Genomic DNA, 24,660 nt, shown 5'->3' on the forward strand with positions numbered 1-24,660 from the left:
TTATCAGTTATCAGTTTTGCCTAAATTTAGTCATCTTCTACTGTTCACTGGTCACTGGTCACTGATATCGGAATCGTCATCTTCTGGGGGTCGATCGCTTTTAATATGATCAAGAAGGTGTAACATTCGATCGCCGCGTTCAAGGGAAGAATCTTCTAGGAAGACCACTTCGGGGGTACGTCTGAGACGGATGCGTTGACCGAGTTCACGCCGGACGAATCCCGCGGCTGCTTTTAACCCGGCCATAGTTTCGGCCTTGGCATCTTCATTGCCGTAGATAGACACAAAAATTTTAGCGTGTTGCAGGTCGTGGGAGAGATCCACATCGGTAACGCTAACCATACCGGCTCCGACCCGATCATCTTTAATTTCCATTAATAACATTTGGCTGACCTCGCGCTTAATTAGCGAGGACACGCGAGATACTCGACGGTCGTTAGCCATAATTTTTGTCCCCTAAAAACAGCGAAACCCCTACCATTGTATCAAGCTAATCCGAGCATGGCTTTGAGGGTGAAATAAAGAAGGGCGAAAGTTCCCCCCAGAAAGCCGACAAGTGCGATCGCTGTGAGGGGATTTTTTAATAAAGGGGCCAACCAGCCGAAAAAGGCGAAGAAAATCCCTAAACTAAAGCTAATCAGATAGCGGGGGTAACGGCTCACGTTATCAAAAAAGTCGCCCATAAATTTTATTTATTATCTTTGTCCGTAAGTAATTATAGCAGTAAGCTTCGATGCTGCCACCCCGCCCGATAAAAGGGACTTAACAGAATCTCTAGATTTTTGTACTGCACAATAGTACACTTATCTGGCTGGAGAGAAATACGGAATCACTCTACTCTAGATCAAGTTAAGGGTACAGCTACTTTCGAGCTTGCGACGGGCATCGATCGATCCCTGAATTTGGGCTAACCAAAAGAGGATAATTAATAGCCGGATGACAGCGATCGAATATCGAATCTTGGCGGAGAGAGTCGGGAATTTCCCCGACTAATAAGGGATTTTTAAAACTTAGCTCCAAACTAACTTTTGGATGGGTGCAAGGTTGGCATTGATACCTTAATTCAGCAACGACTAAGAATGCGCTGCTGGGGTAGAGGGTGATTAGATGGATAAATTATAATTTTTAAGAAAATCTTAAAAAGGCTGTTGTCTGGAAAAAACCCGTCTAGGATTACAGTTATGCTCGTCGAACAGTAAGGTCGATAATAAGTTCGCAAGAATAGTTAAAATTAAACACTTATTTCCTAATTCATATATATCCTATGTTAAAAATTGCCACAATTCCCTATCCAATTGCCACAAAATACAAAAGCTTGTTTGGACAGGCACAACCAATAGTAAAAAACCCTATTTGGTTGAACTGTTTTGCTCGTGGTGTCGATGGTCGTGTTTATCGAAAGTGGTTCGACAACAACGCCGGGTGGAAACCATCTGACTTTGATTGGCAGCCGCTTGGGGGAGGGATTACGGATTACCCAGTTGCAGTTGCATGGTCTAGCAATCGACTTGATATTTTTGCCCGCGGTGTTGATGGCGCTCTGTATCACAATTATGGAAGTAACAACGATAAACCTTTAGCAGGATGGGAACTACTGGGTGGTCTGATTCAAGGTTCTCCTACAGTTGTTTCTTGGGGAAATAATCGAATCGATATTTTTGCTCGTGGCACGGATAATCGTATTTACCACAAGTGGTGGGATGGGAAGGGATGGAAACCCTCACAATTAGATTGGCAACCCCTGCTGGGGGTTGAAACATCTGAGCCTGCTGCCGCAGTAACATGGTCTAAAGGTCGTTTAGACGTTTTCGTACTCGCTTCAGACGGGAATGTCTATCATAACTATGGAAATGGCAATCCTAACAACTGGAGCGGATGGGAAACACTAGGTGGCTCACCGTTAAAAGGAGCGCCAACGGTTGTTTCTTGGGGGGATGAGAGGATTGATATTTTCGTCCGGTCGTGGGATGGTACCATTAAACACAAATTATGGGATGGAGTATTTCCCTGGAAACCATCACAATTGGATTGGTATGATGTGGGTGGCCCAATTAATACCAATAGACCTGGTACATCTGACCCTCCTGCTGCGGTTGCATGGTCTAAAGGCCGGCTAGACGTATTTATACGCGAACAAAAAGATGGGGCTGTGTATCACAATTATGGCAATGGAAGTCCCAGCAGTTGGAGTGGATGGCAATCCCTGGGGGGCGAAATCCAAGGACCTCCTACAGTTGTTTCTTGGGGGACTAACAGGCTTGATGTTTTTGCCCGTGGGATGGATGATGGGGTTTGGCACAAGTGGTGGGATGGCGTTTCCCCCTGGAAGGGTTGGGAATTATTGGATAAACCAGTGAGTCCATCAATCGTTGTTTTTACTACAAAGAATCAAACTGGTGGAGCCATAAGGGTTAGTGGTAAAGGTTTTACCCCTGGTGGAAGAGTCAAGTTCTATGTTGAGAATCTAGTCAATCAAAAGAATCCATTCCATCTGACGGAAGATCTTGCAGATGCACAGGGACAATTTTCGGAAAAAACTAATTTCTTCCAGGCCAACTGTTGGCGAAATCAAGTTAATCCTGCTGTAATTCGCGCAGTTGATGTGGTGACTGGTGCATCAGCAACAGGGACATCAAATGCTTATACTTGTTAATTGTTTATTAAGTTTGATCCCATAGCCTCGTAGCGACTGTTTTGATTGTCAAGGGGTAATTCAAAAAAAAACTCAAGCAGTTACCCTAAAACTCAAAATCTCAAGCCGAAAAAAAGCGCAGGAAAAGCTAATCCGATCAGGCTAAACTAAAGCAGCTACAACCCCTAATCAGAGACAATAAGGGGTGTGATACTAAATCTGGTTATTAAAGACTGATTATCTATTGCCCCTTTTGTCTATTGCCTATTGCTTGTCCTGATATGTAGCCTATACTCAACGGATTTAGTGTGAATCTCTGGCGCAGAAAATCCCTAAACTAAAGCTAATCAGATAGCGGGGGTAACGGCTCACGTTATCAAAAAAGTCGCCCATAAATTTTATTTATTATCTTTGTCCGTAAGTAATTATAGCAGTAAGCTCAGATGCTGCCACCCCGCCCGATTAATGGCACTTAGCCACAGCCATGTTCAAGGATAATTCGATAATTTCCCCGATTGACTCTCATCGGGATTCTGGGACATCCGGCGCGAGAATCATCAATTGTCCCTCCTTATCCTCGCGAATGGCTAGAATCGCCAGACGTTCATTTTCTGCCGACTGAGGGGATAACCCGCGAAAAACATAAGTCCAATTGTTATTTTGGATTAATAACCGCCAGACTCGCGGGGGATTAACTTTGCTATCATTCGTTTCTTTTCCCCGCAGCTCTTCGAGTAATTTAGTATCACCGATAATTCGATAACCTTTGAGAGAAGGATCGGTAAAAACATCCTCTGGATTCCGACCGATCGCTATCTGTTTTTCTGGTAAAACTAAAGTGATAACCGGTAAGGTAGAAGTATCATTAACCGCATCGCGACGGGCATCGATCGATCCTTGAATTCGAGCTAACCAAAAAAGGATAATTAATAGCCAAATAACAGCGATCAAATCTTTTCGGAGAGATTCGGGAATTCCCCGGACTAATAAACTTAGGAACTGAAATTTTTGATGAAATTTCCGTTTAGATTGACTGACAATTGCATAGGATGGCAGGGGAGACAAAATCCAGAGGGTCAATTGAATCGCAAAGGCAACGGCAACCAGCGCCAGAAACGTTCGCAGCAACGCCCCGAAATCGCCACAGAAGACCTGTATCGGCACAAAAAGGAAGGAACGCAAGGGCAAGTCCAGACGGTTAATCTCAAGGCTAAACCAGCCGAAATAGGCCCACCGATAGATCCATCCCGTAAAATAGAGAAAAATCCCCAGCAAACCGAGAAGACTGGCGAAGGTTCCTAGTATCTGTGTTCCGGGAGGGGGAGAATTCGGAGCGCTCACGGCAAAATGTCCCTGATTGGCGTTTTTGATCGCTATTCTACTCGATCGATCGGGTTCTATCGCCAGTTATTTGTATTTTATCAAGGAGAATAACCCATGTCGATCGACGATCCCCGACAAGTTCGTTTGTTAATTGAGAAAATGGAAGCGAGTTTACCAATCCCTGTGCGTGCAACTCCCGAAACGTTAAAACTAGCTGAAACAAAAGGCGAGCGATACAAACCTGATCACCAGTTTTCGATCGATAAGATTTTCTACACGGGAGACGAGGGGGGAATTATTTGTTTCCTAAAAAATGAATTGGGAAAACAAACGGGTCTTGTCTGTTCTTTAACCCATCTACGCATCGATAACGATCATCCGTTAGCGGCGGATATTCAATCCTACCAGAAAAAGCGATCGATGCGGATCGCACTACAGGATGGCAAAACCGGAAAAGCCCTCCGTATTGCCAAACAAAACCGCCCGAACAAAGGTTTCGGAAAGTAAAAATATATTGACAAAAACCGCAGGTTGGGTTAAGAGTAGCGCTAACCCACCGCATCCAATTATATTCGGGGAATAGGAATTTGATTAGTTGTCTCCTTGGGATGTTATTCCTACGCAGGTTCCCTACAATGGTAGGTCGTTAGATTAGAAAAGTCCTAACATTTTGGACGGATTATCGGCTATTTTTCTTTTTTTGCCTTTTTACTCCGCCGAGAAGACCGAGCGAACCCAAGAGAACGATTCCGGGCAAGGTAGAGGATTCGGGAACCGGTTGGAAATCGAGGCTAAAGGTTCCCGATGGTAATAGCGGGGTACGACCGTTTGCGGTATTCGTATCCACGAAGCGAAAGGTAGCGGAATAGGTTCCTAACGGCGCGTTCCCATCTGTTGAAAACACGGGAGTGAAAGCGAACCAATCTCCTTGCCCGATAACATAAGTATCGTTGACCGCGTTAAACAAATTTATTCCCGAAGCGTCCGTTACCGTCAAACCGGGCGTGATATCGATTAATTGTAGGGTGATCGTCGCCTCGTCTCCCAACAAGTCCTTCCAGCGACCGTTTCCCGTATTATAAATTGCGTTCACGTAAGGATCGGCGAGATCGTCGGTTAAATGGGCGACCGGACGTATTTTCAAATCCGAATACATATGAGCGTCCGTTTTCTGGCTAATATTCTTTCCCGCAAAAACGCCGCTACCCGGAAACAGGGGGATCGGGGGTAGGTCGAACCGTGTTTCGGGCAATCGGTTATTGGTACTGGTCTCTACCACTGTCGGATTCGTTGCCTCCCCCGTGTAACTATAAATACCGATGGCGTGGAAATGACTGATCTCGACGGGTTCATGTTGATGCGGGAACAGAAGCGATAGTCTCCCGTAGTTCGGATTGGCCAGAGCTTTATAAGTCCCGCTGGCTAGAGTCGGGAGTCCGTCTATCCCGACCATAATATGATGATGACTACTATGGGATTGGGCGAGGCTCGCGGTCGAACTAAGAAAGACGGCGGAAATCGAGACGAAAAAGGCATTTAAAACCTTATTAGTCAAAATAAACATATATTTTGTCAGAGATTTTGTTATAGCTATTGTAATAAAGACTTTTCTGGAATTCAACAGACAGCGTGTCGTAGACAGGTGTCGCGTCTCTCCATAACCGCATGAGTATCTAAAACTGCTTTTAACACTTAAAGATCCTCTACCGTAAAATCTCCCCACGCTTCTCGTCGGGTTTTATCGATATCTTCAGCCGAGGGAGCCTGTCCTAAATCGGCGCATATACCCCATAAAGATGGACGGGGTTGATTAATTTCTGCCGATTCCGATGCCATTTCTGCGGTAATTTTTTCGATCAGTTGCCGTTTCTCGATCGAGGATAATTTTTCCACCCACCGCATTAGCTCTTGTAGAGTCATATTTCTATCGCTTACCGCATAAAGGATTACCTTCATAAGTTTTAACATAAAGAGAAGATAAAACGCTTCCCCTTTGACAATCCCGACGCTAAAATATGGAAAAAACCCGTAGGGTGGGTTAGCGATAGCGTAACCCACCACCCCTAGGAAAATTTACCCGCGGCTATCCGATCGAACCGAATCCACACTCGATAAAAACGTTTCCCATTCACCGAATCCAGACACCATCTTCGAGAATACCGATGAAAAAAATCTTACCAGTAATGACAATAACCGGACTCCTATTGATCGCATCTCTCGCGGTCTATCCTCTAGCTACCGCGACTCCAACACCAACCGGATCGATCTCCAAAATTCCCGTATTTTTGCCCAGAGACGCGCGGGTATTTTTAAAAAATAGTAGATCAATGTCCGGGAGATTAACGAAATTCGATTCGAGGACGAAAACGGTAGCGATCGAGTTAAGCGGAGAGTCGAGGAACGTAGCGATGAAAGAGATGGAAAAGGTACATTTTCAAGGGGAAGTAATTATCAAAAGCGGAGAGCTTGTTATTCGTGGGGAAGGGGGATCAAGCAATCCAAACCAGAATAGAGAACGCTGGACGGAACCCCGACAAAACTTCAAAATTATTGATGTTAATCAAGGAAAAGCGGAAGTAACTTTAACCTCGCTAGATTCTCCAAAAATAAGAGGTATCGAGGCGGTAGCGAGTAAGAGTTCCTACGTTGTCGAGGAAATTAAATTCAACCCCTCGTACAAAATTGAGATTCAAGTAAACCCGCATTAAATTTCACAAAGAAGAGGTCAATTTTTTAGGTAATTAAGGAAGACTTTAAATGGGAAAGTTGGCTGATATATTGTTCGATCATTTTTGGTGATAGTGGATCGTTTAAGGTCGGGTTAGCGAGGTCAAAAATGATGTCATTGATGAGATCTTCCTCATCTGTTTTATAGGCGATATCTTCTCTGCATTCGATGGCATCAGCCCAGTTTTCTAAGTCGGTGGCAGATAGAGCGTTATGGAGATAGCGATCGAGAATATCGAGCAGATGCTCTTTTTTTAGGGTGATAATTGCTTCGCTACTGTCCCAAGGAAAGGTTTTTAGGATAGGGAGGATAGTTGATAGGGATGATTTTCCGTTGGAAGAGAGTGAAAAATAAGAGATTAGACAATGGTTCGGAAAGTTAATACTAAATTGTTAAGTGATGTGAGAAATTCAGGAAATATGGGAGGTGCTATAATTGATATATTTACTCAGTCAAAAAACAATGATTAAGTTAAAAGTCACAACGGTAGGGAACTCTATGGGGGTGATTTTCCCGAAGGAGTTGGTGGAGAAGCTGCGCCTTAGTAAAGGCGATATGCTCTACGTCTTGGAAACGCCGAATGGCTTTGAGCTTACACCCTACGACCCTGAATTTGTCCAGCAAATGGAAGTGGCGGAGGAAGTGATGCGCGAAGACTGGAATGTTTTGAGAAAGCTGGCAACTTAGGCTCATGAACCAGCTAATCTGGATAGCTCATAGGGTAGCTCTCGCGATTCATCACCGCCAAATAGCCGAGCATGGTGGATTAGAGGGTATTCGAGATGAGGGGTTGCTAGAAAGCGCACTTTCCCGACCGCAAAATCTTCTGGCTTATTCTGAGTCGCCTCCTGACATGGCTTCTTTGGCAGCAGCCTACGCTTATGGGATTGTCAAGAATCACCCTTTTGTAGATGGGAATAAGAGAACGGCCTATGTAGTGACGAGGACTTTTCTCCGGCTCAATGGCTACGATCTTCAAGCTTCTAGTCAAGAAAAATACCAGATATGGATCGATCTTGCTGTTGGTAAGCTTTCAGAAGAAGAATTAGCTGAGTGGATTAGGAAACGTTTATCAAAGATTCCTCTAATGTCGGGTTAGCGAGGAGAAAAATGATGTCATTGATGAGATCTTCGTAATCGGTTTCATAGGTGATATCTTCTCTGCATTCAATGGCATCGGCCCAGCTTTCTAGGTCGGTGACAGATAGAGCGTTATTGAGATAGCGATCGAGAATCTGGAGCAAATGCTCTTTTTTTAGGGTGATAATTGCTTCGCTACTGTCCCAAGGAAAGGTTTTTAGGATAGGTAGGATAGTTGATAGGGGTTGGTCAAAGTTGACTAGGGCGTTGAGGTATTCTTGTCTAGTTTTCATGGGTATTTTTGTTTGATCTGAACAATATAGTAATTATAATCTTTTGGTAATTGTCCATTTTGAACGCCGATTAAGGGGGAAACTATGAAAATAGACTACGATCGAGCCGCTAATGCCGCTTATATCCGTCGTTTTGAGGGAAAGGTTATGGATTCTGAGGAGGTTGCGCTGGGAATTGTCTATGATTACGATGAGACGGATAGGGTTGTGGGGATCGAGATTTTAGGGGTCAAGCAGAGAACGGCCGAACAATTCAAAAATATTGATTTTCCGTTGGAAGAGGGTGAAATACAAGAGATTAGACGATGGTTCGGAAAGTTAATACTAAATTGTTAAGTGATGTGAGAAATTCAAGACATTTTTTGCCATGCCCGACCTTTTTTCCTCCCGTCGATTTTTTTGATGTCTGGCATAATGGGGTCATATCAAGAGGATTTTGTGGAGAGGTGCGGGTAAATGGTTAAAATTCCCAAAATTTACGCCTTACTTACCCTTTCTCTAGTGGCTACCGTCACCCCACCAGTTGTTAACGGGAAACTCTCCTCTCTCGTCCCTGCGGTAATAGCGCAAAATACGGATGCGAGGAAAGCGGAAGCCGATCAGCTTTTGCAATTATGTCGCCAGAATCTTGATAATAATCAAGTAAAATTGGCGATTCAATCCTGTCAACAGGCGGTGATAGCCTACCAGCAAATTAAAGACCTTTCAGGAGAAGCTAAATCTACCGTTAATTTAGGCAATGCCTATGTTAACGACGGTCAATACCGTCAAGCTATTTCTGTTTTAGAAAATGCGGTTAAAATAGCACAAGAGTCAAAAGAACGTCGTCTAGAAGCACTCGCTTTTTTAAATCTCGGTGGGGCTTACTATGAGTTAGGAGAATTTAAGGAGAGCATAGAATTTTTTCAGCAGACTTTAACCATCGCAAAAGAAATTAAGGATGCTGATTTAGAAAAAATTGCTGAAAAACTCTTAGTATTAATGGAAGCAGAAAAACAGCGAAAAGAAGCGGATAAGCTTTTACAGCAAGGCGCTCAACAATATAAAATAAGTCAGTTTCGAGAAGCCTTGCAATCGTGGAAAAAAGCCTTACAAATTTATCAAGAAATCAACAATCGACAAGGAGAAGCGGCTTCTTTAGACAATTTAGGAAGTGCTTATCTTTCCCTCGGACAATATCAAAAAGCGATCGATCTCCACGAAAAGTCTTTAGTCATTAACAGGGAGATAGTTAATCGCCAAGGAGAAGCCAATTCTTTAAACAATTTAGGAAACGCTTACCAATCGCGTGGAGAGTATCAAACAGCGATCAATTACCATCAGCAGTCTTTAAACATCACGAAGAAAATCAATGATCGTTCTGGAGAAGCGGCCTCTTTAAACAATTTAGGAAACGCTTACCAATCCCTCGGACAATACCAAAAAGCGATCGATGACCACCAGCAGTCTTTAGCCATCACGAGGGAGTTAGATGATCGTTCTGGGGAAGCCAGTTCTTTAGGCAATTTAGGAGTTGATTACCACTTACTAGGACAGTATCAAAAAGCTATCAATTACCACCAGCAGTCTTTAGAAATCGCAAGGGAGAAAAGCGATCTAAAAGGGCAAGCCAATGCTCTCGGCAATTTAGGAAACGTTTACCAATCCCTCGGACAATACCAAAAAGCGATCGATTACCACCAGCAGTCTTTAGAAATCGCTGAGAAAATCGGCGATCGAGGAAGTAAAGCCAGATCTTTAGGCAATTTAGGACTCGCTTACCAATCCCTCGGACAGTACCAAAAAGCGATCGATCTCTACGAAAAGTCTTTAGTCATCACGAGGGATATAGGCCTTCGCCAAGAGGAAGGGTCTTCTTTAAACAATTTAGGAGTTGCTCACTACTTCCTCGGAGAGTACGAAAAAGCGATCGATTACCTTGAACAGACTTTAGACATTGCGAGGGACATAGGCGATCTAAAAGGGGAAGCCGGTTCTTTAGGCAATTTAGGAAGTGCTTATCTTTCCCTCGGACAATATCAGAAAGCGATCGATCACCATCAAGAGAATCTAGACATAGCGAGGAAAATCGACGATCGCCAAGGGGAAGCTAATTCTTTAAATAATCTTGGCCTAGCTTATCAAAAGATAAATCAACCCGCAGAAGCGATCAAGAATTTGGAAGAGTCCCTCAACATTATCCTCAAGATACGGGGAGATATTTCGAGGGAAAATATTGCAGGTCAAAATCGAAAATCGTTTTTAGCCTCTAACGAGAAAACCGTCATCACCCTCGCCGAAGTCCTCATCCAGCAAAACCAACCAGAAAAAGCCTTTGAATGGCTAAACCTCGCCACTACTGCCGATCTCGCCGACTACAATCGCCTGATTAATGCCAAAGTTGCTGATCCTGATGCACAAAAAGCACTTGATAACTGGAACACCGACAATCAACAACTCGAAGGAATGCGCCGACAACTACAGGATAAATTCTCTGAAGAACTGGCACAACAGATCCGACAATTCGAGGAGAAAGTGTATAAAAATGCGGAAACTATCGGAGATAAATATCCTGAAATTGCTGAACTTTTTGAAAGTAAACCCACCGACATCGCCCAACTACAGAAAAATATCGCTCCTGATACCCTCGTTATTCAACCCGTTCCCCTCCGCGATAAAGTCGCCCTATTTCTCGTTACTAGAGAAAAATTAATCGTTATTCAGAGCGATGCAAAACGCGAGGAATTGAATAAACTCGTCAGCGAATACCGTACCCAATTAGCCAATGATAAAAATGCCTACTGGCGCGTTACCAGCAGTAAATTGTACGAGATTTTAATCCGTCCCATTGAGTCCCAAATCGCCACCAATTCCCCGAAAAATATCGCCATCATCGCTACCGGACAACTGCGCTATATTCCCTTTGAAACTCTCTACGATAAGAAAAATAAACAAGTTTTCCTAAAAAAATATCCGATTTATTATTTAACTCGTATCTCCACATCTACCCCTCCCGCGACCGAAAGAAAACCCTTACAAGGTCTAGCATTTGCTAACCCTAAACCCACCCAAGAAGAACTTAAAGGCACAGAAATAGAAGCAGAAACTATCAGCAAAATCTTTCCGGGAAGTGAAAAATATCTCGGGGAAAAAGCCACCCTAGACACATTTAAAATTCAAGCGGCGCGTTTCTCCATTCTCCACCTCGGAACTCACGGCTGTTTTGACCTCGCTGGTTGTCCTAATTTGGATATGCAAGCTAATAATATTCTTTTCGCCAATAAAAAGGAATATAACATTGCCAATGCCGCATTATTAGGCTTAAAAAATACCGAATTAATCACCCTGAGTGCCTGTCAAACCGCCAAGGAAGCCAACGCAGACGGCCAGGAAATTTCAGGACTTGCTTACGTCTTAGAAAGAGCCGGTGCTAAATCAGTAATTGCCAGTCTTTGGAATGCTGAAGACAAAACCAGTGCGGAAATTATGACTCAATTTTATCAAAATCTCAAGAATGGCATGACTAAAAGTGAAGCCATGCAAAAGGCGAAACTGAGTCAAATTAAAAGCCATCCTTTCTTTTGGTCGCCCTTTATTTTGATTGGGTCTGCTAATTGAAATTGGCATAATATAGCGGCATTCAGAACAGTGAACATTTATACCAAACCCTGTTATAATAAATCCGTTGAGTATAGGCTACATATCAGGACAGGCAAAAGGCAAGAGGCAAAAGGGCGAATAAATAATCAGTTTTTAATAACCAGATTTAGTATTAATCGGACAATCCCCCGCACCTCCCCAACGTCCGCAGCCCGGCCTATGTAGGGTTTGCGGCAAAAAGTTGGTTGGTGGGGTTAGGAGTCAGTAGCCGGTCGTTTCAGGCTTTGTTGCCCTCTTTGTTTGTACCAGTTTATGTACTAAAAGAAGGATAATGCCAGGTTTTTGAATGTCCCAATCCTATATTCTGGTACTAACATCGGATTTTAACAGGTCAAAAGCCTTATTTTAAAAGGGTTTTACCATTATTCAGCCAGCCCTATTTAGGGTTTGCGGCAAAAAGTTTTTCGTGGGGGCAGGGTGTGGGGTGTGGGGTGTGGGGTGTGGGGTTTTATCGATTTTCAGGTGGTCAACTACCTAATTTTCAGGGAAAAAGTCCAGGGATTTTCCCCCTGATCACTCCCAGTCCGGTACTTTTTGATTGACAAAAAGTCTAAAAGTATTACCCAACAAGGTTTTTAGATTTATTCAGCCAACCCTATTTAATTCCACCCACCCACTTATTTGAAGCTAACACTTCAATTCAAGCAAATTTTGTAGAAATACAACTATCGTGGGGCGCACGAAAAGTAACGCCTGGCGTAAGAACCACCTCTAAGCTAAACATTGCCAGGGATTTAGTTTAAGTGGACTGGTTGAACCAAGAATCCCGAAGCGCTTAGTGCGATGGCAGCGTCAAAGAACTCAACGGCTTATGATTAAAGAAACGAGGAATCAGAACCCTAAATAGGGTCTGCAGCAAAAAGTTTTCCCTGGGGGCAGGGTGTGGGGTGTGGGGTGTGGGGTGTAGGGTTTTACCGATTTTCAGGTGGTCAACTACCTAATTTTCAGGGACAAAGTACCTGAATTTTCCCCCCGATCACCCCTAGCTAAGGCACTTTTTGATGGGAAAAAAGTCTAAAAGTATTATCCAACAAGGTTTTTAGATTTATTCAGCAGACCCTAAATAAATCCTCGCTCCGCCATTGCCCTGATTCTCCGTGATGATTATGGGACTTTTTGCCCGTCACCAAAACCTCCGTCAGTGGTTCAAATCCCAACACTTCGGACGTAGCGCGATCGATAGTCGTTATGCTTTACTGGTCGCCTGTTTAATCGGAATTCTCTCCTCCCTTGCCGCTATTATCCTGAAATTGGGTATCGGTTGGTTAGGTGGTTGGCGGGTGCATCTAGTGGCCAATTCCTCTCCTCTCCTAGTTTTGCCCCTCGGCGGTTTTCTGCTTGGTTACAGCGCCGGTTGGATTGTCGAACACTTCTCCCCCGCGGCCGCTGGGGGTGGTATTCCCCAAGTAAAAGCGGCCTTAGCTAAATATCCTTTGCCCCTGTCTTGGCGCGTCGCCCTAGTAAAAATGATCGGGGCGATCCTGATCCTTGGCGGTGGTTTAACCCTTGGTCGTCGGGCCCCCACGGTACACATCGGGGCAGCCCTAGCGGCCCAATTAAGCGTCTGGCTGCCCACCAGTCCCGATCACCGTCGTCAGATGATCGCAGCCGGGGCAGCTGCCGGGTTAGCGGCCGGTTTTACCACTCCCATCGCCGGGGTCCTCTTTGTGATCGAGGAATTAATGCGCGATGTTTCCAGTATGACCCTAGAAACGGCGATCGTGGCTTCCTTTACCGGGGCCGTGGTTTCGATGATGCTGCAGAATACCCCCTCGATCATCACTGAATATGCCAATATTAGCTTCTCTGCCCAAGAAATACCTATTTATTGCCTTTTAGGGGCTTTAGCGGGCTTATTGGGGGCTTTATTCAATCAAGGCATCCTTTTTTGTAGCCAGATGCAGCGGCGTTGGCGGTTATCTCTGGCTTGGCGCATCGGTCTGGTCAGTTGCTTATCGGGAACGGTCGTGGCTTTTTTACCCGACTTTTTTCGAGATAATACGGGTTTACGCGAATTTTTGCTGGCAGGGGAATTAAGCTGGCAGAATACCGCCCTCGCTTTTGTCGTCTATTTTTTCCTGACGATGATCTCCTATAGTTCCGGCGCCCCGGGAGGACTGCTCGCCCCCGCTTTGGTGTTGGGCTCCTGTTTGGGGTTTCTGGTGGGGGGAATCGAGACGAAAATGCTCGGTTTCGGCAGCGAACCTAGTTATACTTTAGCCGGTATGGGGGCTTTTTTTACGGGGGTGGTCAGGGTTCCAGTAACGGCGATCGTGATTGTCTTTGAACTGCATCGCAATTTTAATATTGTGCTGCCCCTGATGTTGACCTGTGCCGTTTCTTATATCACTGCCGAAAGCATTCTACCCGGTTCCCTCTATGAGCATTTACTTTCCGCTAGTGGTATTATTCTCAACGAGGAAACCCCTGCTAATGATGTGCTGGCCCATCTGTCGGCTATGGATGTGATGCAATCGCAGGTGGAAATTCTGCCGGCGGATTTACCCCTGGGGGAAGTGGTGAAAATTATGTCCCGTTCCCATCATCGCGGTTTTCCCGTGGTGGAACAGGGGCGACTATTGGGGATTTTTACCCAAAGTGATTTGGATAAATGGCGCTCAAAAAACAGTCAAACAGTCCTACGGGAGATGATGACTCCCAATCCGATTACTGTGGCCCCCCAGGCTGCTTTAACCGATGTTTTATTTCTGTTAAATCGCTATCAGCTTTCCCGTTTACCCGTTACCGATGGTCAAAAACTGGTGGGGATCATCACTCGCACCGATATTATCCGGGTGGAGGCCGATCAATTGGGGGGAGTTTGTCAACTGCCCCAACCCAGTACCCCTTCCTATCTGGTTTATCAAACTCGTTCCCCGGCCGTGGGAACGGGCCGGATTTTATTGCCCATTGCCAATCCCGACACCGCTACCGCTTTGTTTAAAATTGCCGTCGCCATCGCCCGTCAACGCAATTATGAGATAGATTGTCTCTATGTGATTACTGTGCCTCGTCTTAGTTCTCCGGCGGAAGTCCGGGTAGATACGCGCGAAGGACGCAAATTACTTCATCGTCTGGAAAGATTAGCCCGACAGCAGAATATCTCTGTTCATACACAAATTTCTGTTGCTCAGGATATCGCCGACGGGATTTTGGCCACGATTCGCGAACGACACAGTAATTTATTAATTATGGGTTGGACGGGGGAAAAATCGACCACTGGGGCGATTTTTGGGTTTTTAGTCGATACTTTGATTGCTCAAGCCCCCTGTGAAACCATCTTGGTAAAATTGGGGACAAAGGATTGTTTTCCCAACGATCAAGATCGTGAAAGGATGTGGCTGATTCCCACCGCCGGCGGTCCCAATGCCCAACGCGCTTTAGCATTATTGCCTAGTTTGCTGTCTTTGTCCGAGTCTTCGGATCATCCCGAAATTTGGTTATGTAAAATCTACTCCCCGACGGATTTACTGCCAGATCTGTCCACTTTGGAAGTTTTACAAGCATCTTTACAGAAAGCGATCGCACAGCCGATTGTACCTTTACCGATTCGTTCGGCCTCTCCAGCCGAGGCGGTAATTAATCTGGTAGAATCGGAGGATTGTTCTTTGGTGCTTTTGGGTGCATCTAGGGAAAGCTTGCTCGATCAGTTCTTAAATGGCAATATCCCCTCGACGATTGCCCGTGCCGTTAATTGCACTGTCCTTCTCGTGCGAGGGGAATTATCGGATTAGTTTATTAGCTAGGCGGACGCTAAAGTTAAACCGAAGGGTACGGTATTGTCAATTTTCGCCCCTTGACTTTCCTCTAAGGAATGGGGATAGAATATTTCCCTGTCTAGTTGACCATCGGAGTCATCGTCATCCCCATCGCTGATATAAAGGCGCTCACAGGGGATGTTATCGGAAAGGATGGCGCTGGCCATCATCCCCGTATGAATCTCTAAGAAAGCATCCGCTAGGGTCTCAAATACTAAACGCTGCCCGGGGAAAACCACCCTTTCAAAATACCAGTTAGCAATATTGGTGATGCGAACAATTTGAATATGACTGGTCGCATTCACATAGCAACAAAGAATACTATTTTTCTTGCCGTTGGGGAGGGGATCGAGAATCTGTGCCATAGCAATTGGGGTGATCTTAAAGTGGGTTTGTCATCGCTCCTTCACCGTAACATCCTTTGATCCCCGATAGTTGTAAAGATGATTACAATACTTTGATAAAAATCTACTGATCGCTTTTTCTGGTGATAGAAGGCGGTTTTTATTAAAAAATAATTAAATTTAACTAATGCCTAGTTTTGGCTATTTGTCAAGGGGGGAACTGCGTTTTTTTGCCGTTTTTCTTGCTTTTTTGCCCAGCTATTGATCGCCGAATTTTATTGACGGTTTCAGGATTATAGAAACCGAGGCAATTTTTGTCAAGTTAGCCATCAGCCGTCAGCTTTTTTCTCCCCAACTCCGGCGCTCCCTTCTCCCCACTCTGCCATAACTACTCGCAGCCAGAAATCCATTGGCTTTATATCATATTTTGTGCTTTTTGTCAAAAAAACTTTTTTTTTGCAATAAAACTACACACAAAAAAGATCATCGTTGTGGGTGAAATTGACTAATTCCCCCGTCTTAATGAGGATTACCCTGTAGATGTGGCAAGGGTTTCAACCGTTGCTGCCCAAAAAAGCACAAAATAAACCATTATGAAATTCTATCAAATCGCTGTAACCATGATCACATCGTTGTTAAATAAAAATCTTTCTCAATTAATTTTTAAGAATTTGTAAATATTGCGGAATGTTAATTTGAATATTCTCAAGTTTGTGGAGTCAATCAATAATTTTTACTTATCTTTGTCGGAAAATAGGACTCCTGCAAAAATCCAACATCTACCATTGGGTTAGAAGTCAGTTATCAGTTATCAGGAGACAGGAGACAGGAGACAGGAGACAGGAGACAGGTTTTAGGTGTTGGGGTGTTGGGGTTTTGGGGTTTTGGGGTTTTAGTTCAATTTCCCCACTTCCCCACTTCCCCACTTCCCCACTTCTCCACTTCCCCACTTCCCCACTTCCCCACTTCCCCACTTCCCCACTTCTCCACTTCCCCATCACCCCACACCCCACTTCCCCACTTCCCGCTCCCCATAGACCAATTTAGATGTGCGGACAACTTAAACGTGATAGTTTAGATACGATCGGTAATGTGACGTTGGGACAATAATGACCAGAGTAAATCCGAAGTTAATTATTCATGGGGGAGCGAGTTCCCTAGAGGACAAAGGTGGTTTAGAATCAGTGCGCGATTCTCTCCAGGGGATTGTTAAGAATATTTACAATCTCCTTGACAATGGTGCTAGTGCTGTGGAGGCGGTGACGAAAGGATGTATGTTACTGGAGGATGAACCGCGATTTAATGCCGGGACCGGTTCGGTAGTGCAGTCGGACGGTCAGGTGCGAATGAGTGCAGCCTTGATGGATGGTCGTCACCAGCGTTTAAGCGGTGTCATTAACGTCTCGCGGGTACAGAATCCCATTAGCCTAGCTCAATTTCTCCAAAGTCAAGAGGATCGCATTCTCTCGGAAATCGGGGCTGCCGATCTGGCCAGAGAATTACAAATACCTGTCTATGATCCCCTAACCGATTATCGGATTCAAGAATGGATGGAGGAAAGAAAGACGAATTTTAATCGCAAAATGGCCCGTTTATTCGCCGACTCGTCAGCACGACGGGGAACTATCGGGGTGGTGGCTCTCGACCAGCAGGGAGACATCGCCGCCGGAACTTCTACTGGGGGTAAGGGATTAGAAAGAATCGGTCGCGTTAGTGACAGTGCGATGCCAGCCGGCAATTATGCGAATCCATGGGCTGGAGTAAGTTGTACGGGAGTCGGGGAAGATATTATCGATGAGTGTTTAGCCGCTAAGGTGGTCATTCGCGTCACCGATGGTTTTTCCCTCGCCGCTGCCGTGGAGAAATCGATGCGCGAATCCCAAACTAATGGTCGGGATCTGGGCATGATTTCCCTTGATCGTCAGGGTAATATTGTTTGGGGGAAAACGGCGGAAATTCTCTTGGCTGCCTATCACGACGGTCAGGCGATCGGTGATACCCTAGAATGGCACGGTGAAAATGTGGGTTTAACCGGTCATCTGGCTGCCAGATAGTGGAACAAACTGCGATCGAGCCTAGTCTTTTCGGTTAATCTGTACAAGATACTTCTTCTCGAAAAATCTCCGTGTGGCAATATATTATTCCTATTTTTGACCCCGATGTGAAAAACTGGTCAGCCGAAGCGAGATTATTGCGCTGGATGACTTTTTTGTGGCTGTTAGTCGGGTTAGTGGTGCTTTTTTCGGCTTCCTACGCTCTGGCTGACAGTCGCTTTGATAACGGACTATACTATTTTATCCGCCAATTAATCTGGCTTTGGATTGGCTTAATTGGCTTTAATTTCCTGGTGCGATTGCCGATCGAGAATCTCCTCAAAATCGCACCTTGGATGATTTTATTAGTTTTAGGATTAATTTTGATGACTCTTATCCCCGGTTTGGGAGCTAATATCAATGGTGCCACCCGTTGGATTAAAATCGGGCCGATTCTCTTGCAACCGTCGGAATTTATGAAACCGTTTCTCGTCCTGCAAGGGGCGGCGGTTTTCGGTGGTTGGCCGCGTTTAAATGTCAATCAACGGTTAACTTGGATCGCTATTTTCGGGCTAATTCTAGCGGGCATACTCTTACAACCTAACTTGAGTACCACTGCTCTGTGTGGTATAACTCTCTGGCTGATCGCTCTTGCCTCTGGTCTGCCTTTATCCTACATGACCAGCACCGCTTTACTGGGTGTAACTATGGCTGTGGTTAGTGTTACTTTCCGCGAATACCAGAGAAAACGGATTTTATCTTTCTTAGACCCCTGGCAGGATCCCCGGGGTGATGGTTATCAATTAGTGCAGAGTTTACTGGCGATCGGTTCTGGCGGAACCACTGGCAGCGGTTACGGTCTGTCCCAACAAAAATTATTTTATCTACCCTTCCCAGATACGGATTTTATTTTCGCTGTCTTTGGCGAGGAATTTGGTTTTATTGGCGGTATTTTACTGTTAATCATGCTATTTCTCTACGCTACTCTCGCCCTGATCGTGGCGGTTAAATGTCGTCATCGCATCAAAAAATTAGTGGCGATCGGGGCGATGGTAATTTTAATCGGTCAATCCCTGTTAAATATCGGTGTGGCCACTGGTTCTTTACCCACTACGGGCCTACCTTTTCCTCTCTTTAGTTATGGCGGCAGTTCCAGTTTAGCCAGTCTCTTTTTAGCCGCCCTCTTAATCCGGGTGGCTAGGGAAGAAAATGACCCCGATCCAGTTCCCACCAGTAAAAAAAGTCCTCAGAAAACTGTCTCGGTTTTCAGTCATCAGTGATGGGTTGGGAATTATAAATTATGAATTATGAATTATGAAGTGGGGAGATGGGGAGACCACTTCGTGCGCGTTGCGGGGGGAGATGGGGAAGCTGTCTCATACTAAATCCGGTTATTAAAAACTGATTATTTATTCTCCCTTTTGCCTCTTGCATGAGTGCCTCTCCTCATAAGTAGCCTATACTTAGGGTTTGCTGAATAAATCTAAAAACCTTGTTGGATAATACTTTTAGACTTTTTTCCCATCAAAAAGTGCCTTAGCTAGGGGTGATCGGGGGGAAAATTCAGGTACTTTGTCCCTGAAAATTAGGTAGTTGACCACCTGAAAATCGGTAAAACCCTACACCCCACACCCCACACCCCACACCCTGCCCCCAGGGAAAACTTTTTGCTGCAGACCCTACTTAGGGTTTGCAGCAAAAAGTACGGGCGAAGCATTCGGGCAATAACCTATCGGTGAAACCGTAGATTTTCTATCCGAATGCTTCGCCCCTACAGGACGCGGGCCGATGAAGACGCAAGGTTTTGAAGCACGATTCTCTCAAAATCTGGCACCTGTTTCACGAGAAAAGCCACAAAACCCTTACCTTGCCTACATTTCACATTTATTCAGCCAGCCCTACTTAGGCAGTAAGAAAAAATAAACTTTACATAAGATTGGCTGAATAAATCTAAAACCCTTATTGGGTAAGACTTTTAGACTTTTTGTCAATCAAAAAGTACCAGATCTGGGAGTGATCGGCGGGAAAATCCCTGGACTTTTTCCCTGAAAATTAGGTAGTTGACCACCTGAAAATCGATAAAACCCCACACCCTAGACCCCACACCCCACACCCTGCCCCCAGGAACAACTTTTTGCCGCAAACCCTATATAAAGCCAGTTTCGGCTTTGTTTGGGCTTAAAATTTGTTTAAGTCCCATTAGCTATGCTGTTCGTTTGTTTGTCCCTTGCTCGCCTGTCAAAATGGTAAAAGCGGAAGACCGGCTGGATTCCCTAAACAAATAAAAGCAGCCCAATATTTAGGAGCTTCATAAGGGCGTTCTAAATCAGATTTTTGACTTAATTCTCGTAAATGGGTGGCAACCCCTATACTGTGTTTTTCTGCCGATTTGATGGCATCTTCCGTTAGCCATTGGGAACGCATTTTGGCGATGGTGAGACGCTGGAGGCTAGATTTGGCTTTTCTCAAAGCTTCCGCTTTGCTAAGTTTGGCTTTCAGGAGATAATAATAGAAATACTGCATTAAGATAGTGGTAGCCACATCATCCACTTTCCAAAGGCTGATAATAACGGTTTTTGCTCCTGCTTGGATGAAGGAACGACGCAAACCGATGAGGGTTTCTCCTGTGTAGAGGTCTCCTAAGGCGGTTTCACAGGCGGAGGTTATTACTAACTCTGTCCCCGCTAAGTTGATAGATTGCACGTCTAAGGCGGTTAATAAGCCATCTTCGGCTTCTCGCGGTAGTTTACCACCGTTTAACATGGTATTTACTCCCGCAAAGGCTAAACCTGAACGCAGCAGGGGATTTTGCCTCGTACCGACTTGAAAGCGTTCTGAGGCGGAAAGACTCGATAACAGGAAGTTTTGGTTAATTGTGTCCAGTTCGGGGGTTATATCGCCGAGAAAGTAGCCATGAGTAGCAATATGGAGAATATAGGGCGATTTTAGGACTTTGGAGACGAGGGTTTTAACAGCGTTGGCGGCGGTAACGGGTTTGACTCTGAGTATTTTAGCGATTTTTTCTCCTTCGACTTCGGTACCGGGGAGGGGGTTGAATATTTGTCCTTGTCGAGAGGTGGCTAAATCGCGTAAGGATGGTTTAAAGGGGAATTTTTCCTCGATTTCGGCAGTTGATGGCGTGTTTTCGGGACTGGCTAAGTTATAGTCAGGGTTAGCGATAACGAGGGACCCGGTGACTTTGGCGGGAATTTTGGCTTTAAATCGCAGGATATCTCGTCCTACATTTAAGAAGTTGCAGCGATATTCATCCATTAAGTAGCCGCCTTTATCGGTGGGTAAAATTTCAAAGGGTAAGCAGTTTAATTCGCCATCGGGACAGATAATTAATTCTTGGGTGAGATAAGGTTTTATTTTGTCAAAAATAAGTTTTTTTAAAGCGAGTTTTGGCGGTATATCCTCTTTTTTCTTAAATACGGCCACACTTAATCCTCGTGGGTTTTCTACCGATTCCCGAAACTCTTTCACTAATTTGTCTATGGGTTCAGCTTCCCCTAAATCTATCATAGTTAGCTGTTCTGGGGCTTGGGCGGGTAGGATAAAGGCAAGATAGCGAGGGGGAAAGGATAGAGCATCACCGTTAGCGGGAATTGCTTTGAAATTGTGGTTATTAAACCGGATAAATTCGAGTAGGGTTGTTCCTTGGGGTAATTCTAAGGCGATAGTGCGAAAATCGGCGTTAAGTAGTTCTTTTTCTAGGTTAAGTTCGGGGATATTTAATTCTCGTTCGAGGGTTCCTGCTTGTTGTTCGAGGGATTTAATTTCTTGTTGGTAGTAGGGAAGTTGTTCGGGGGTGGGTAGATCAAAACAGCGTTTGGCGAGTTGTTGTCTGATTTGTTGCCATTGTTGGAGTTTGGGGGCAAGATGGGCGTATTGTTGGGATAATAGGGCGATTTTTTGCAGGATGGCGGTTTCAGTGGCGATCGCTTTTCGTTTTAAAATGAGGTTATAGGCAGATTGTACGGCTTCGGGGCTATTAGGAAAGTGCCGGAAAACGAGGGAGAGAAATGTTTCTACTTTATAGTAGTTTTGTGCAAGATAGTTGAGGCGTTGCTTATCGGTGCTGATGCTAAAAATTTTCGAGATAGTTTTTAAGTCAATTTCCGCTGCTTCTTGCATCAGTTTTAGTGCTTCTTCTGGGTGGTTGGTTGCTGTGTATGAAATGGCTAAATTATTCAGAGAAGCAGCATAGTCGGGGTGGTCAGTACCTAAACTTTTACCAATAATTTCGAGAGCTTGTTGAAAGAGAGGTAAAGCTTGCTCATATTGTCCCATTGACTGATATAATACGGCTAAGTTATTCAGAGAATTAGCATAGTCAGGGTGGTCAGTACCTAAACTTTTACCACGAATTTCGAGAGCTTGTTGAGAGAGAGGTAAAGCTTGCTCATACTGTCCCATTGACTGATATAATAGGGCTAAGTTATTCAGACAAGTAGCATATTCACGGTGGTCAAGATCTAGAATTTTACCAGTAATTTCGAGAGCTTGTTGAGAGAGAGGTAAAGCTTGCTCATACTGTCCCATTGACTGATATAATAGGGCTAAATTATTCAGACAAGTAGAATACTTAGGGTGGTCAGTACCTAAAATTTTACCGTGAATTTCGAGAGCTTGTTGAGAGAGAGGTAAAGCTTGCTCATACTGTCCCATTGACTGATATAATAGGGCTAAGTTATTCAGACAAGTAGCATAGTCAGGGTGGTCAGTACCTAGAATTTTACCAGTAATTTCGAGAGCTTGTTGAGAGAGAGGTAAAGCTTGCTCATACTGTCCCATTGACCTATATAATACGGCTAAATTATATAGAGACTCAGCATAGTTAGGGTGGTCAGTACCTAGAATTTTACCAAGAATTTCGAGAGCTTGTTGATGGAGAGGTAAAGCTTGCTCATATTGTCCCATTGACTCATATAATACAGCTAAGTTATTTAGAAAAGCAGCATAGTCGGGGTGGTCAGTGCCTAGAATTTTGCCAATAATTTTGAGAGCTTGTTGAGAGAGAGGTAAAGCTTGCTCATACTGTCCCATTGACCTATATAATAGGGCTAAATTATATAGAGACTCAGCATAGTTAGGGTGGTCAGTACCTAGAATTTTACCAATAATTTTGAGAGCTTGTTGATGGAGAGGTAAAGCTTGCTCATACTGTCCCATTGACTCATATAATACAGCTAAGTTATTTAGAAAAGCAGCATAGTCGGGGTGGTCAGTACCTAAAATTTTAGCACGAATTTCGAGAGCTTGTTGAGAGAGAGGTAAAGCTTGCTTATACTGTCCCATTGACTGATATAATATGGCTAAGTTATTCAGAGAATGAGCATAGTCGGGATGGTCAGTACCTAAACTTTTACCAAGAATTTCGAGAGCTTGTTGAGAGAGAGGTAAAGCTTGCTTATACTGTCCCATTGACTGATATAATGCGGCTAAAAGATTCAAAGAATCAGCATAAATAGGCTCATTAGTTAGTGAGTAACTTTTGGCTAAATCACAGGTTTGTTGGGCGAAGATAATCGCTTGCTCATATTGCCCCTGTTGATATAGCATTTCTAGGGTTTGGTTATACTTTTGTATCTGGTTAATTAGGGATTGATTCATGTTACTATCCTCCTTTAATAAACTAAGTTTTTGTTGTTGATTATTGTTGCTGATTGCTCAGAGTAATTAATGGTTTGTTCCACCACCTTAAACCGCTTATAAAACACTTCACTATTACCCTGTTGACCCAATTTAATAAATATCTCCTCAAGACGCTCTTGATTTAAGATAATATCTGTAGGGTCAGATTCCCCATTAACCCAAGATAACTCAATGGGTTGCTCTGTGACAATTGCCAGAAAATATTCATCTCCTACTGCATCATATTGGAAAAATCGAGCTAGTCCTTCAGACGGAGGTAAACGAAGTCCTTCTGATAGCTTAGTATAAGGAACATAGGCAAATGCTCTTGAAGGACTAAAGAGATAAAAATTTCCTTCTACAGTCTCATTAATTAACAATAAATATTTACCATTGTCAGGTAAATTAACCCATAAATAATGGGGCTTGTTAAGATAAATATAATTACCCTTATCTGGCTCTGGCTTAATTACAGTACCATTCATAACTAGACCCCTTTTTGAACTCCCGTTTGAGGCTCCTCCATTATGTGATTTTTCTGCCTCAAAATTTTCATTAATATCCAGCATCGTTAACTTATTACAAGCAGGTGCAGCAACTTCTTTTGCTAATTCCCAACCCATCCGAGGGAATTTTTTCTCCCATAACCATTGATAAGTCACTTGATGAGGTTCAATTGAATTCTGAGGTTTTCCTTTCTTCTCATATTTAGTAGTAATTAAATTGACACTTAATTCTAATCCATCGTCTATCATCGCTTGTTTAAACACATCTACCATTATTCTCCTAATTCTTTTCGCATATTCATTAATAGTTGCTTCCGTATAATGAAGATTATGCTTATCTTTCATTATTTCGACAATTTCACTTCTTTTTTTATCTTGATTTTTGGGATTATATAGAAGTTGAAATAAACAACTATGATCTTTATTTTTTATCAAACCAGTATTTTGCAAGATACGGTTTAGAAATGCTTTTTGCAATAGTTCTTTATCTTTAGTTCCTATCGTGTCAGTAATACTAACCATTTTTAGTTCAACAATAATCAAAAAATTAATAGAGATATTGAAAAATTACATCATTTCCTCTGATTTGTCAATATTTTTATGAGAAAGAGAAAGCACTGTTATTAATTGTTATTTAAAGTTATGTACGGTTATTTAGAGCCATTTAGAGTGATTTATAGTTGTTGA

Annotated in this window: 22 protein-coding genes and 1 pseudogene; 10 read left to right on the forward strand and 13 right to left on the reverse strand. The window is 43.8% G+C overall.

Translation table 11 applies throughout. The annotated features are described in order from the left end of the window. Positions 1–51: 51 nt before the first annotated feature. Entirely contained in the window at positions 52–444 is a 393-nt protein-coding gene (gene rbfA / locus GQR42_RS25190; RefSeq protein ID WP_158202063.1) for a 30S ribosome-binding factor RbfA, read from the reverse strand. 41 nt (positions 445–485) lie between these two features. Beyond that, entirely contained in the window at positions 486–683 is a 198-nt protein-coding gene (locus GQR42_RS25195; RefSeq protein WP_158202064.1) for a DUF751 family protein, read from the reverse strand. 581 nt (positions 684–1,264) lie between these two features. Between GQR42_RS25195 and GQR42_RS25200 the strand changes: the two genes are divergently transcribed. Continuing rightward, positions 1,265–2,653: a carbohydrate-binding protein gene (locus tag GQR42_RS25200; RefSeq protein WP_158202065.1), complete on the forward strand. Its 1,389-nt coding sequence runs from the start codon at positions 1,265–1,267 to the stop codon at positions 2,651–2,653. A 297-nt stretch (positions 2,654–2,950) separates the two neighbouring features. Here GQR42_RS25200 and GQR42_RS28035 read toward each other — a convergent pair. Next, positions 2,951–3,025 (reverse strand): annotated as a pseudogene (locus GQR42_RS28035) (DUF751 domain-containing protein); the annotation flags it as partial. 129 nt (positions 3,026–3,154) lie between these two features. Continuing rightward, complete coding sequence (locus tag GQR42_RS25210) at positions 3,155–4,003, reverse strand: hypothetical protein (RefSeq protein ID WP_158202577.1); 849 nt, start codon at positions 4,001–4,003, stop codon at positions 3,155–3,157. 66 nt (positions 4,004–4,069) lie between these two features. Between GQR42_RS25210 and GQR42_RS25215 the strand changes: the two genes are divergently transcribed. After that, entirely contained in the window at positions 4,070–4,462 is a 393-nt protein-coding gene (locus GQR42_RS25215) for a hypothetical protein (RefSeq protein WP_158202066.1), read from the forward strand. Between the two features lie 172 nt (positions 4,463–4,634). On the opposite strand, the gene GQR42_RS25220 is transcribed toward GQR42_RS25215, so the two are convergent. Together GQR42_RS25220 and GQR42_RS25225 are read right to left on the reverse strand one after the other, a co-directional pair. Beyond that, complete coding sequence (locus tag GQR42_RS25220) at positions 4,635–5,519, reverse strand: all3515 family Zur-repressed PEP-CTERM protein (RefSeq protein WP_158202067.1); 885 nt, start codon at positions 5,517–5,519, stop codon at positions 4,635–4,637. Between the two features lie 128 nt (positions 5,520–5,647). After that, complete coding sequence (locus GQR42_RS25225) at positions 5,648–5,911, reverse strand: hypothetical protein (protein ID WP_158202578.1); 264 nt, start codon at positions 5,909–5,911, stop codon at positions 5,648–5,650. Positions 5,912–6,117: 206 nt separating this feature from the next. Here GQR42_RS25225 and GQR42_RS25230 point away from each other — a divergent pair, with 206 nt between their 5' ends. Further along, entirely contained in the window at positions 6,118–6,663 is a 546-nt protein-coding gene (locus GQR42_RS25230; protein WP_158202068.1) for a hypothetical protein, read from the forward strand. A 25-nt stretch (positions 6,664–6,688) separates the two neighbouring features. On the opposite strand, the gene GQR42_RS30210 is transcribed toward GQR42_RS25230, so the two are convergent. Further along, the gene (locus GQR42_RS30210) at positions 6,689–7,042 is read right to left on the reverse strand and encodes a hypothetical protein (RefSeq protein ID WP_158202579.1); all 354 of its coding nucleotides are present in this window, start codon (positions 7,040–7,042) and stop codon (positions 6,689–6,691) included. A gap of 103 nt (positions 7,043–7,145) precedes the next feature. On the opposite strand from GQR42_RS30210, the gene GQR42_RS25240 reads away from it, so the two are divergent. Further along, positions 7,146–7,370 carry an AbrB/MazE/SpoVT family DNA-binding domain-containing protein gene (locus tag GQR42_RS25240; protein WP_012267820.1) on the forward strand — a complete coding sequence of 75 codons (225 nt, stop codon included), beginning with the start codon at positions 7,146–7,148 and terminating at the stop codon, positions 7,368–7,370. Between the two features lie 4 nt (positions 7,371–7,374). Next, entirely contained in the window at positions 7,375–7,782 is a 408-nt protein-coding gene (locus GQR42_RS25245) for a type II toxin-antitoxin system death-on-curing family toxin (RefSeq protein ID WP_158202069.1), read from the forward strand. Here the strand turns inward: GQR42_RS25245 and GQR42_RS25250 are convergent. Continuing rightward, positions 7,742–8,056 carry a hypothetical protein gene (locus GQR42_RS25250; protein WP_158202070.1) on the reverse strand — a complete coding sequence of 105 codons (315 nt, stop codon included), beginning with the start codon at positions 8,054–8,056 and terminating at the stop codon, positions 7,742–7,744. The genes GQR42_RS25245 and GQR42_RS25250 overlap by 41 nt on opposite strands. Positions 8,057–8,140: 84 nt before the next feature. Here GQR42_RS25250 and GQR42_RS25255 point away from each other — a divergent pair, with 84 nt between their 5' ends. The 3 genes from GQR42_RS25255 to GQR42_RS25265 all read left to right on the forward strand — a co-directional run bounded on the left by GQR42_RS25255 (position 8,141) and on the right by GQR42_RS25265 (position 15,429). Beyond that, entirely contained in the window at positions 8,141–8,392 is a 252-nt protein-coding gene (locus GQR42_RS25255) for a DUF2283 domain-containing protein (protein ID WP_158202071.1), read from the forward strand. A 120-nt stretch (positions 8,393–8,512) separates the two neighbouring features. Beyond that, positions 8,513–11,653, forward strand: a complete 3,141-nt coding sequence (locus tag GQR42_RS25260; RefSeq protein WP_158202072.1) for a CHAT domain-containing protein — start codon at positions 8,513–8,515, stop codon at positions 11,651–11,653. A 1,148-nt stretch (positions 11,654–12,801) separates the two neighbouring features. Then, the gene (locus GQR42_RS25265; protein ID WP_158202580.1) at positions 12,802–15,429 is read left to right on the forward strand and encodes a chloride channel protein; all 2,628 of its coding nucleotides are present in this window, start codon (positions 12,802–12,804) and stop codon (positions 15,427–15,429) included. Between the two features lie 8 nt (positions 15,430–15,437). On the opposite strand, the gene GQR42_RS25270 is transcribed toward GQR42_RS25265, so the two are convergent. The 3 genes from GQR42_RS25270 to GQR42_RS29250 all read right to left on the reverse strand — a co-directional run bounded on the left by GQR42_RS25270 (position 15,438) and on the right by GQR42_RS29250 (position 16,856). Further along, positions 15,438–15,818, reverse strand: coding sequence for a DUF1830 domain-containing protein (locus GQR42_RS25270; RefSeq protein WP_151694677.1), 381 nt, complete (start codon positions 15,816–15,818; stop codon positions 15,438–15,440). Between the two features lie 776 nt (positions 15,819–16,594). Further along, a complete protein-coding gene (locus GQR42_RS25275; RefSeq protein WP_158202073.1) occupies positions 16,595–16,771 on the reverse strand; it encodes a hypothetical protein in 177 nt (58 codons plus the stop codon). Continuing rightward, on the reverse strand, positions 16,695–16,856 hold the full coding sequence (locus tag GQR42_RS29250; RefSeq protein ID WP_158202074.1) for a hypothetical protein: 162 nt from the start codon (positions 16,854–16,856) through the stop codon (positions 16,695–16,697). The genes GQR42_RS25275 and GQR42_RS29250 overlap by 77 nt, the downstream gene beginning before the upstream one ends. Before the next feature lie 50 nt (positions 16,857–16,906). Here GQR42_RS29250 and GQR42_RS25285 point away from each other — a divergent pair, with 50 nt between their 5' ends. Together GQR42_RS25285 and GQR42_RS25290 are read left to right on the forward strand one after the other, a co-directional pair. Then, positions 16,907–17,851 carry an isoaspartyl peptidase/L-asparaginase gene (locus tag GQR42_RS25285; RefSeq protein WP_158202075.1) on the forward strand — a complete coding sequence of 315 codons (945 nt, stop codon included), beginning with the start codon at positions 16,907–16,909 and terminating at the stop codon, positions 17,849–17,851. 71 nt (positions 17,852–17,922) lie between these two features. Next, entirely contained in the window at positions 17,923–19,110 is a 1,188-nt protein-coding gene (locus tag GQR42_RS25290) for an FtsW/RodA/SpoVE family cell cycle protein (RefSeq protein WP_158202076.1), read from the forward strand. 958 nt (positions 19,111–20,068) lie between these two features. Here the strand turns inward: GQR42_RS25290 and GQR42_RS25295 are convergent. Next, a complete protein-coding gene (locus GQR42_RS25295; RefSeq protein WP_158202077.1) occupies positions 20,069–23,446 on the reverse strand; it encodes a CHAT domain-containing protein in 3,378 nt (1,125 codons plus the stop codon). A 14-nt stretch (positions 23,447–23,460) separates the two neighbouring features. Further along, positions 23,461–24,495 carry a hypothetical protein gene (locus tag GQR42_RS25300; RefSeq protein WP_158202078.1) on the reverse strand — a complete coding sequence of 345 codons (1,035 nt, stop codon included), beginning with the start codon at positions 24,493–24,495 and terminating at the stop codon, positions 23,461–23,463. Positions 24,496–24,660 lie beyond the last annotated feature (165 nt).

Origin of the sequence: Microcystis aeruginosa FD4 (assembly GCF_009792235.1) — a bacterium.
GTDB lineage: Bacteria > Cyanobacteriota > Cyanobacteriia > Cyanobacteriales > Microcystaceae > Microcystis > Microcystis viridis.

Bases quoted from the DNA above. Each gene is read 5' to 3' on its own strand.
- GQR42_RS25270 (WP_151694677.1), bottom strand. From the start codon at position 15,818: ATGGCACAGATTCTCGATCCCCTCCCCAACGGCAAGAAAAATAGTATT.
- GQR42_RS25250 (WP_158202070.1), bottom strand. From the start codon at position 8,056: ATGAAAACTAGACAAGAATACCTCAACGCCCTAGTCAACTTTGACCAA.
- GQR42_RS25260 (WP_158202072.1), top strand. From the start codon at position 8,513: ATGGTTAAAATTCCCAAAATTTACGCCTTACTTACCCTTTCTCTAGTG.
- rbfA (WP_158202063.1), bottom strand. From the start codon at position 444: ATGGCTAACGACCGTCGAGTATCTCGCGTGTCCTCGCTAATTAAGCGC.
- GQR42_RS25200 (WP_158202065.1), top strand. From the start codon at position 1,265: ATGTTAAAAATTGCCACAATTCCCTATCCAATTGCCACAAAATACAAA.
- GQR42_RS25230 (WP_158202068.1), top strand. From the start codon at position 6,118: ATGAAAAAAATCTTACCAGTAATGACAATAACCGGACTCCTATTGATC.
- GQR42_RS25245 (WP_158202069.1), top strand. From the start codon at position 7,375: ATGAACCAGCTAATCTGGATAGCTCATAGGGTAGCTCTCGCGATTCAT.
- GQR42_RS25255 (WP_158202071.1), top strand. From the start codon at position 8,141: ATGAAAATAGACTACGATCGAGCCGCTAATGCCGCTTATATCCGTCGT.
- GQR42_RS25265 (WP_158202580.1), top strand. From the start codon at position 12,802: ATGGGACTTTTTGCCCGTCACCAAAACCTCCGTCAGTGGTTCAAATCC.
- GQR42_RS25195 (WP_158202064.1), bottom strand. From the start codon at position 683: ATGGGCGACTTTTTTGATAACGTGAGCCGTTACCCCCGCTATCTGATT.
- GQR42_RS25240 (WP_012267820.1), top strand. From the start codon at position 7,146: ATGATTAAGTTAAAAGTCACAACGGTAGGGAACTCTATGGGGGTGATT.
- GQR42_RS25225 (WP_158202578.1), bottom strand. From the start codon at position 5,911: ATGAAGGTAATCCTTTATGCGGTAAGCGATAGAAATATGACTCTACAA.
- GQR42_RS25285 (WP_158202075.1), top strand. From the start codon at position 16,907: ATGACCAGAGTAAATCCGAAGTTAATTATTCATGGGGGAGCGAGTTCC.
- GQR42_RS25300 (WP_158202078.1), bottom strand. From the start codon at position 24,495: ATGGTTAGTATTACTGACACGATAGGAACTAAAGATAAAGAACTATTG.
- GQR42_RS25220 (WP_158202067.1), bottom strand. From the start codon at position 5,519: ATGTTTATTTTGACTAATAAGGTTTTAAATGCCTTTTTCGTCTCGATT.
- GQR42_RS25215 (WP_158202066.1), top strand. From the start codon at position 4,070: ATGTCGATCGACGATCCCCGACAAGTTCGTTTGTTAATTGAGAAAATG.
- GQR42_RS25295 (WP_158202077.1), bottom strand. From the start codon at position 23,446: ATGAATCAATCCCTAATTAACCAGATACAAAAGTATAACCAAACCCTA.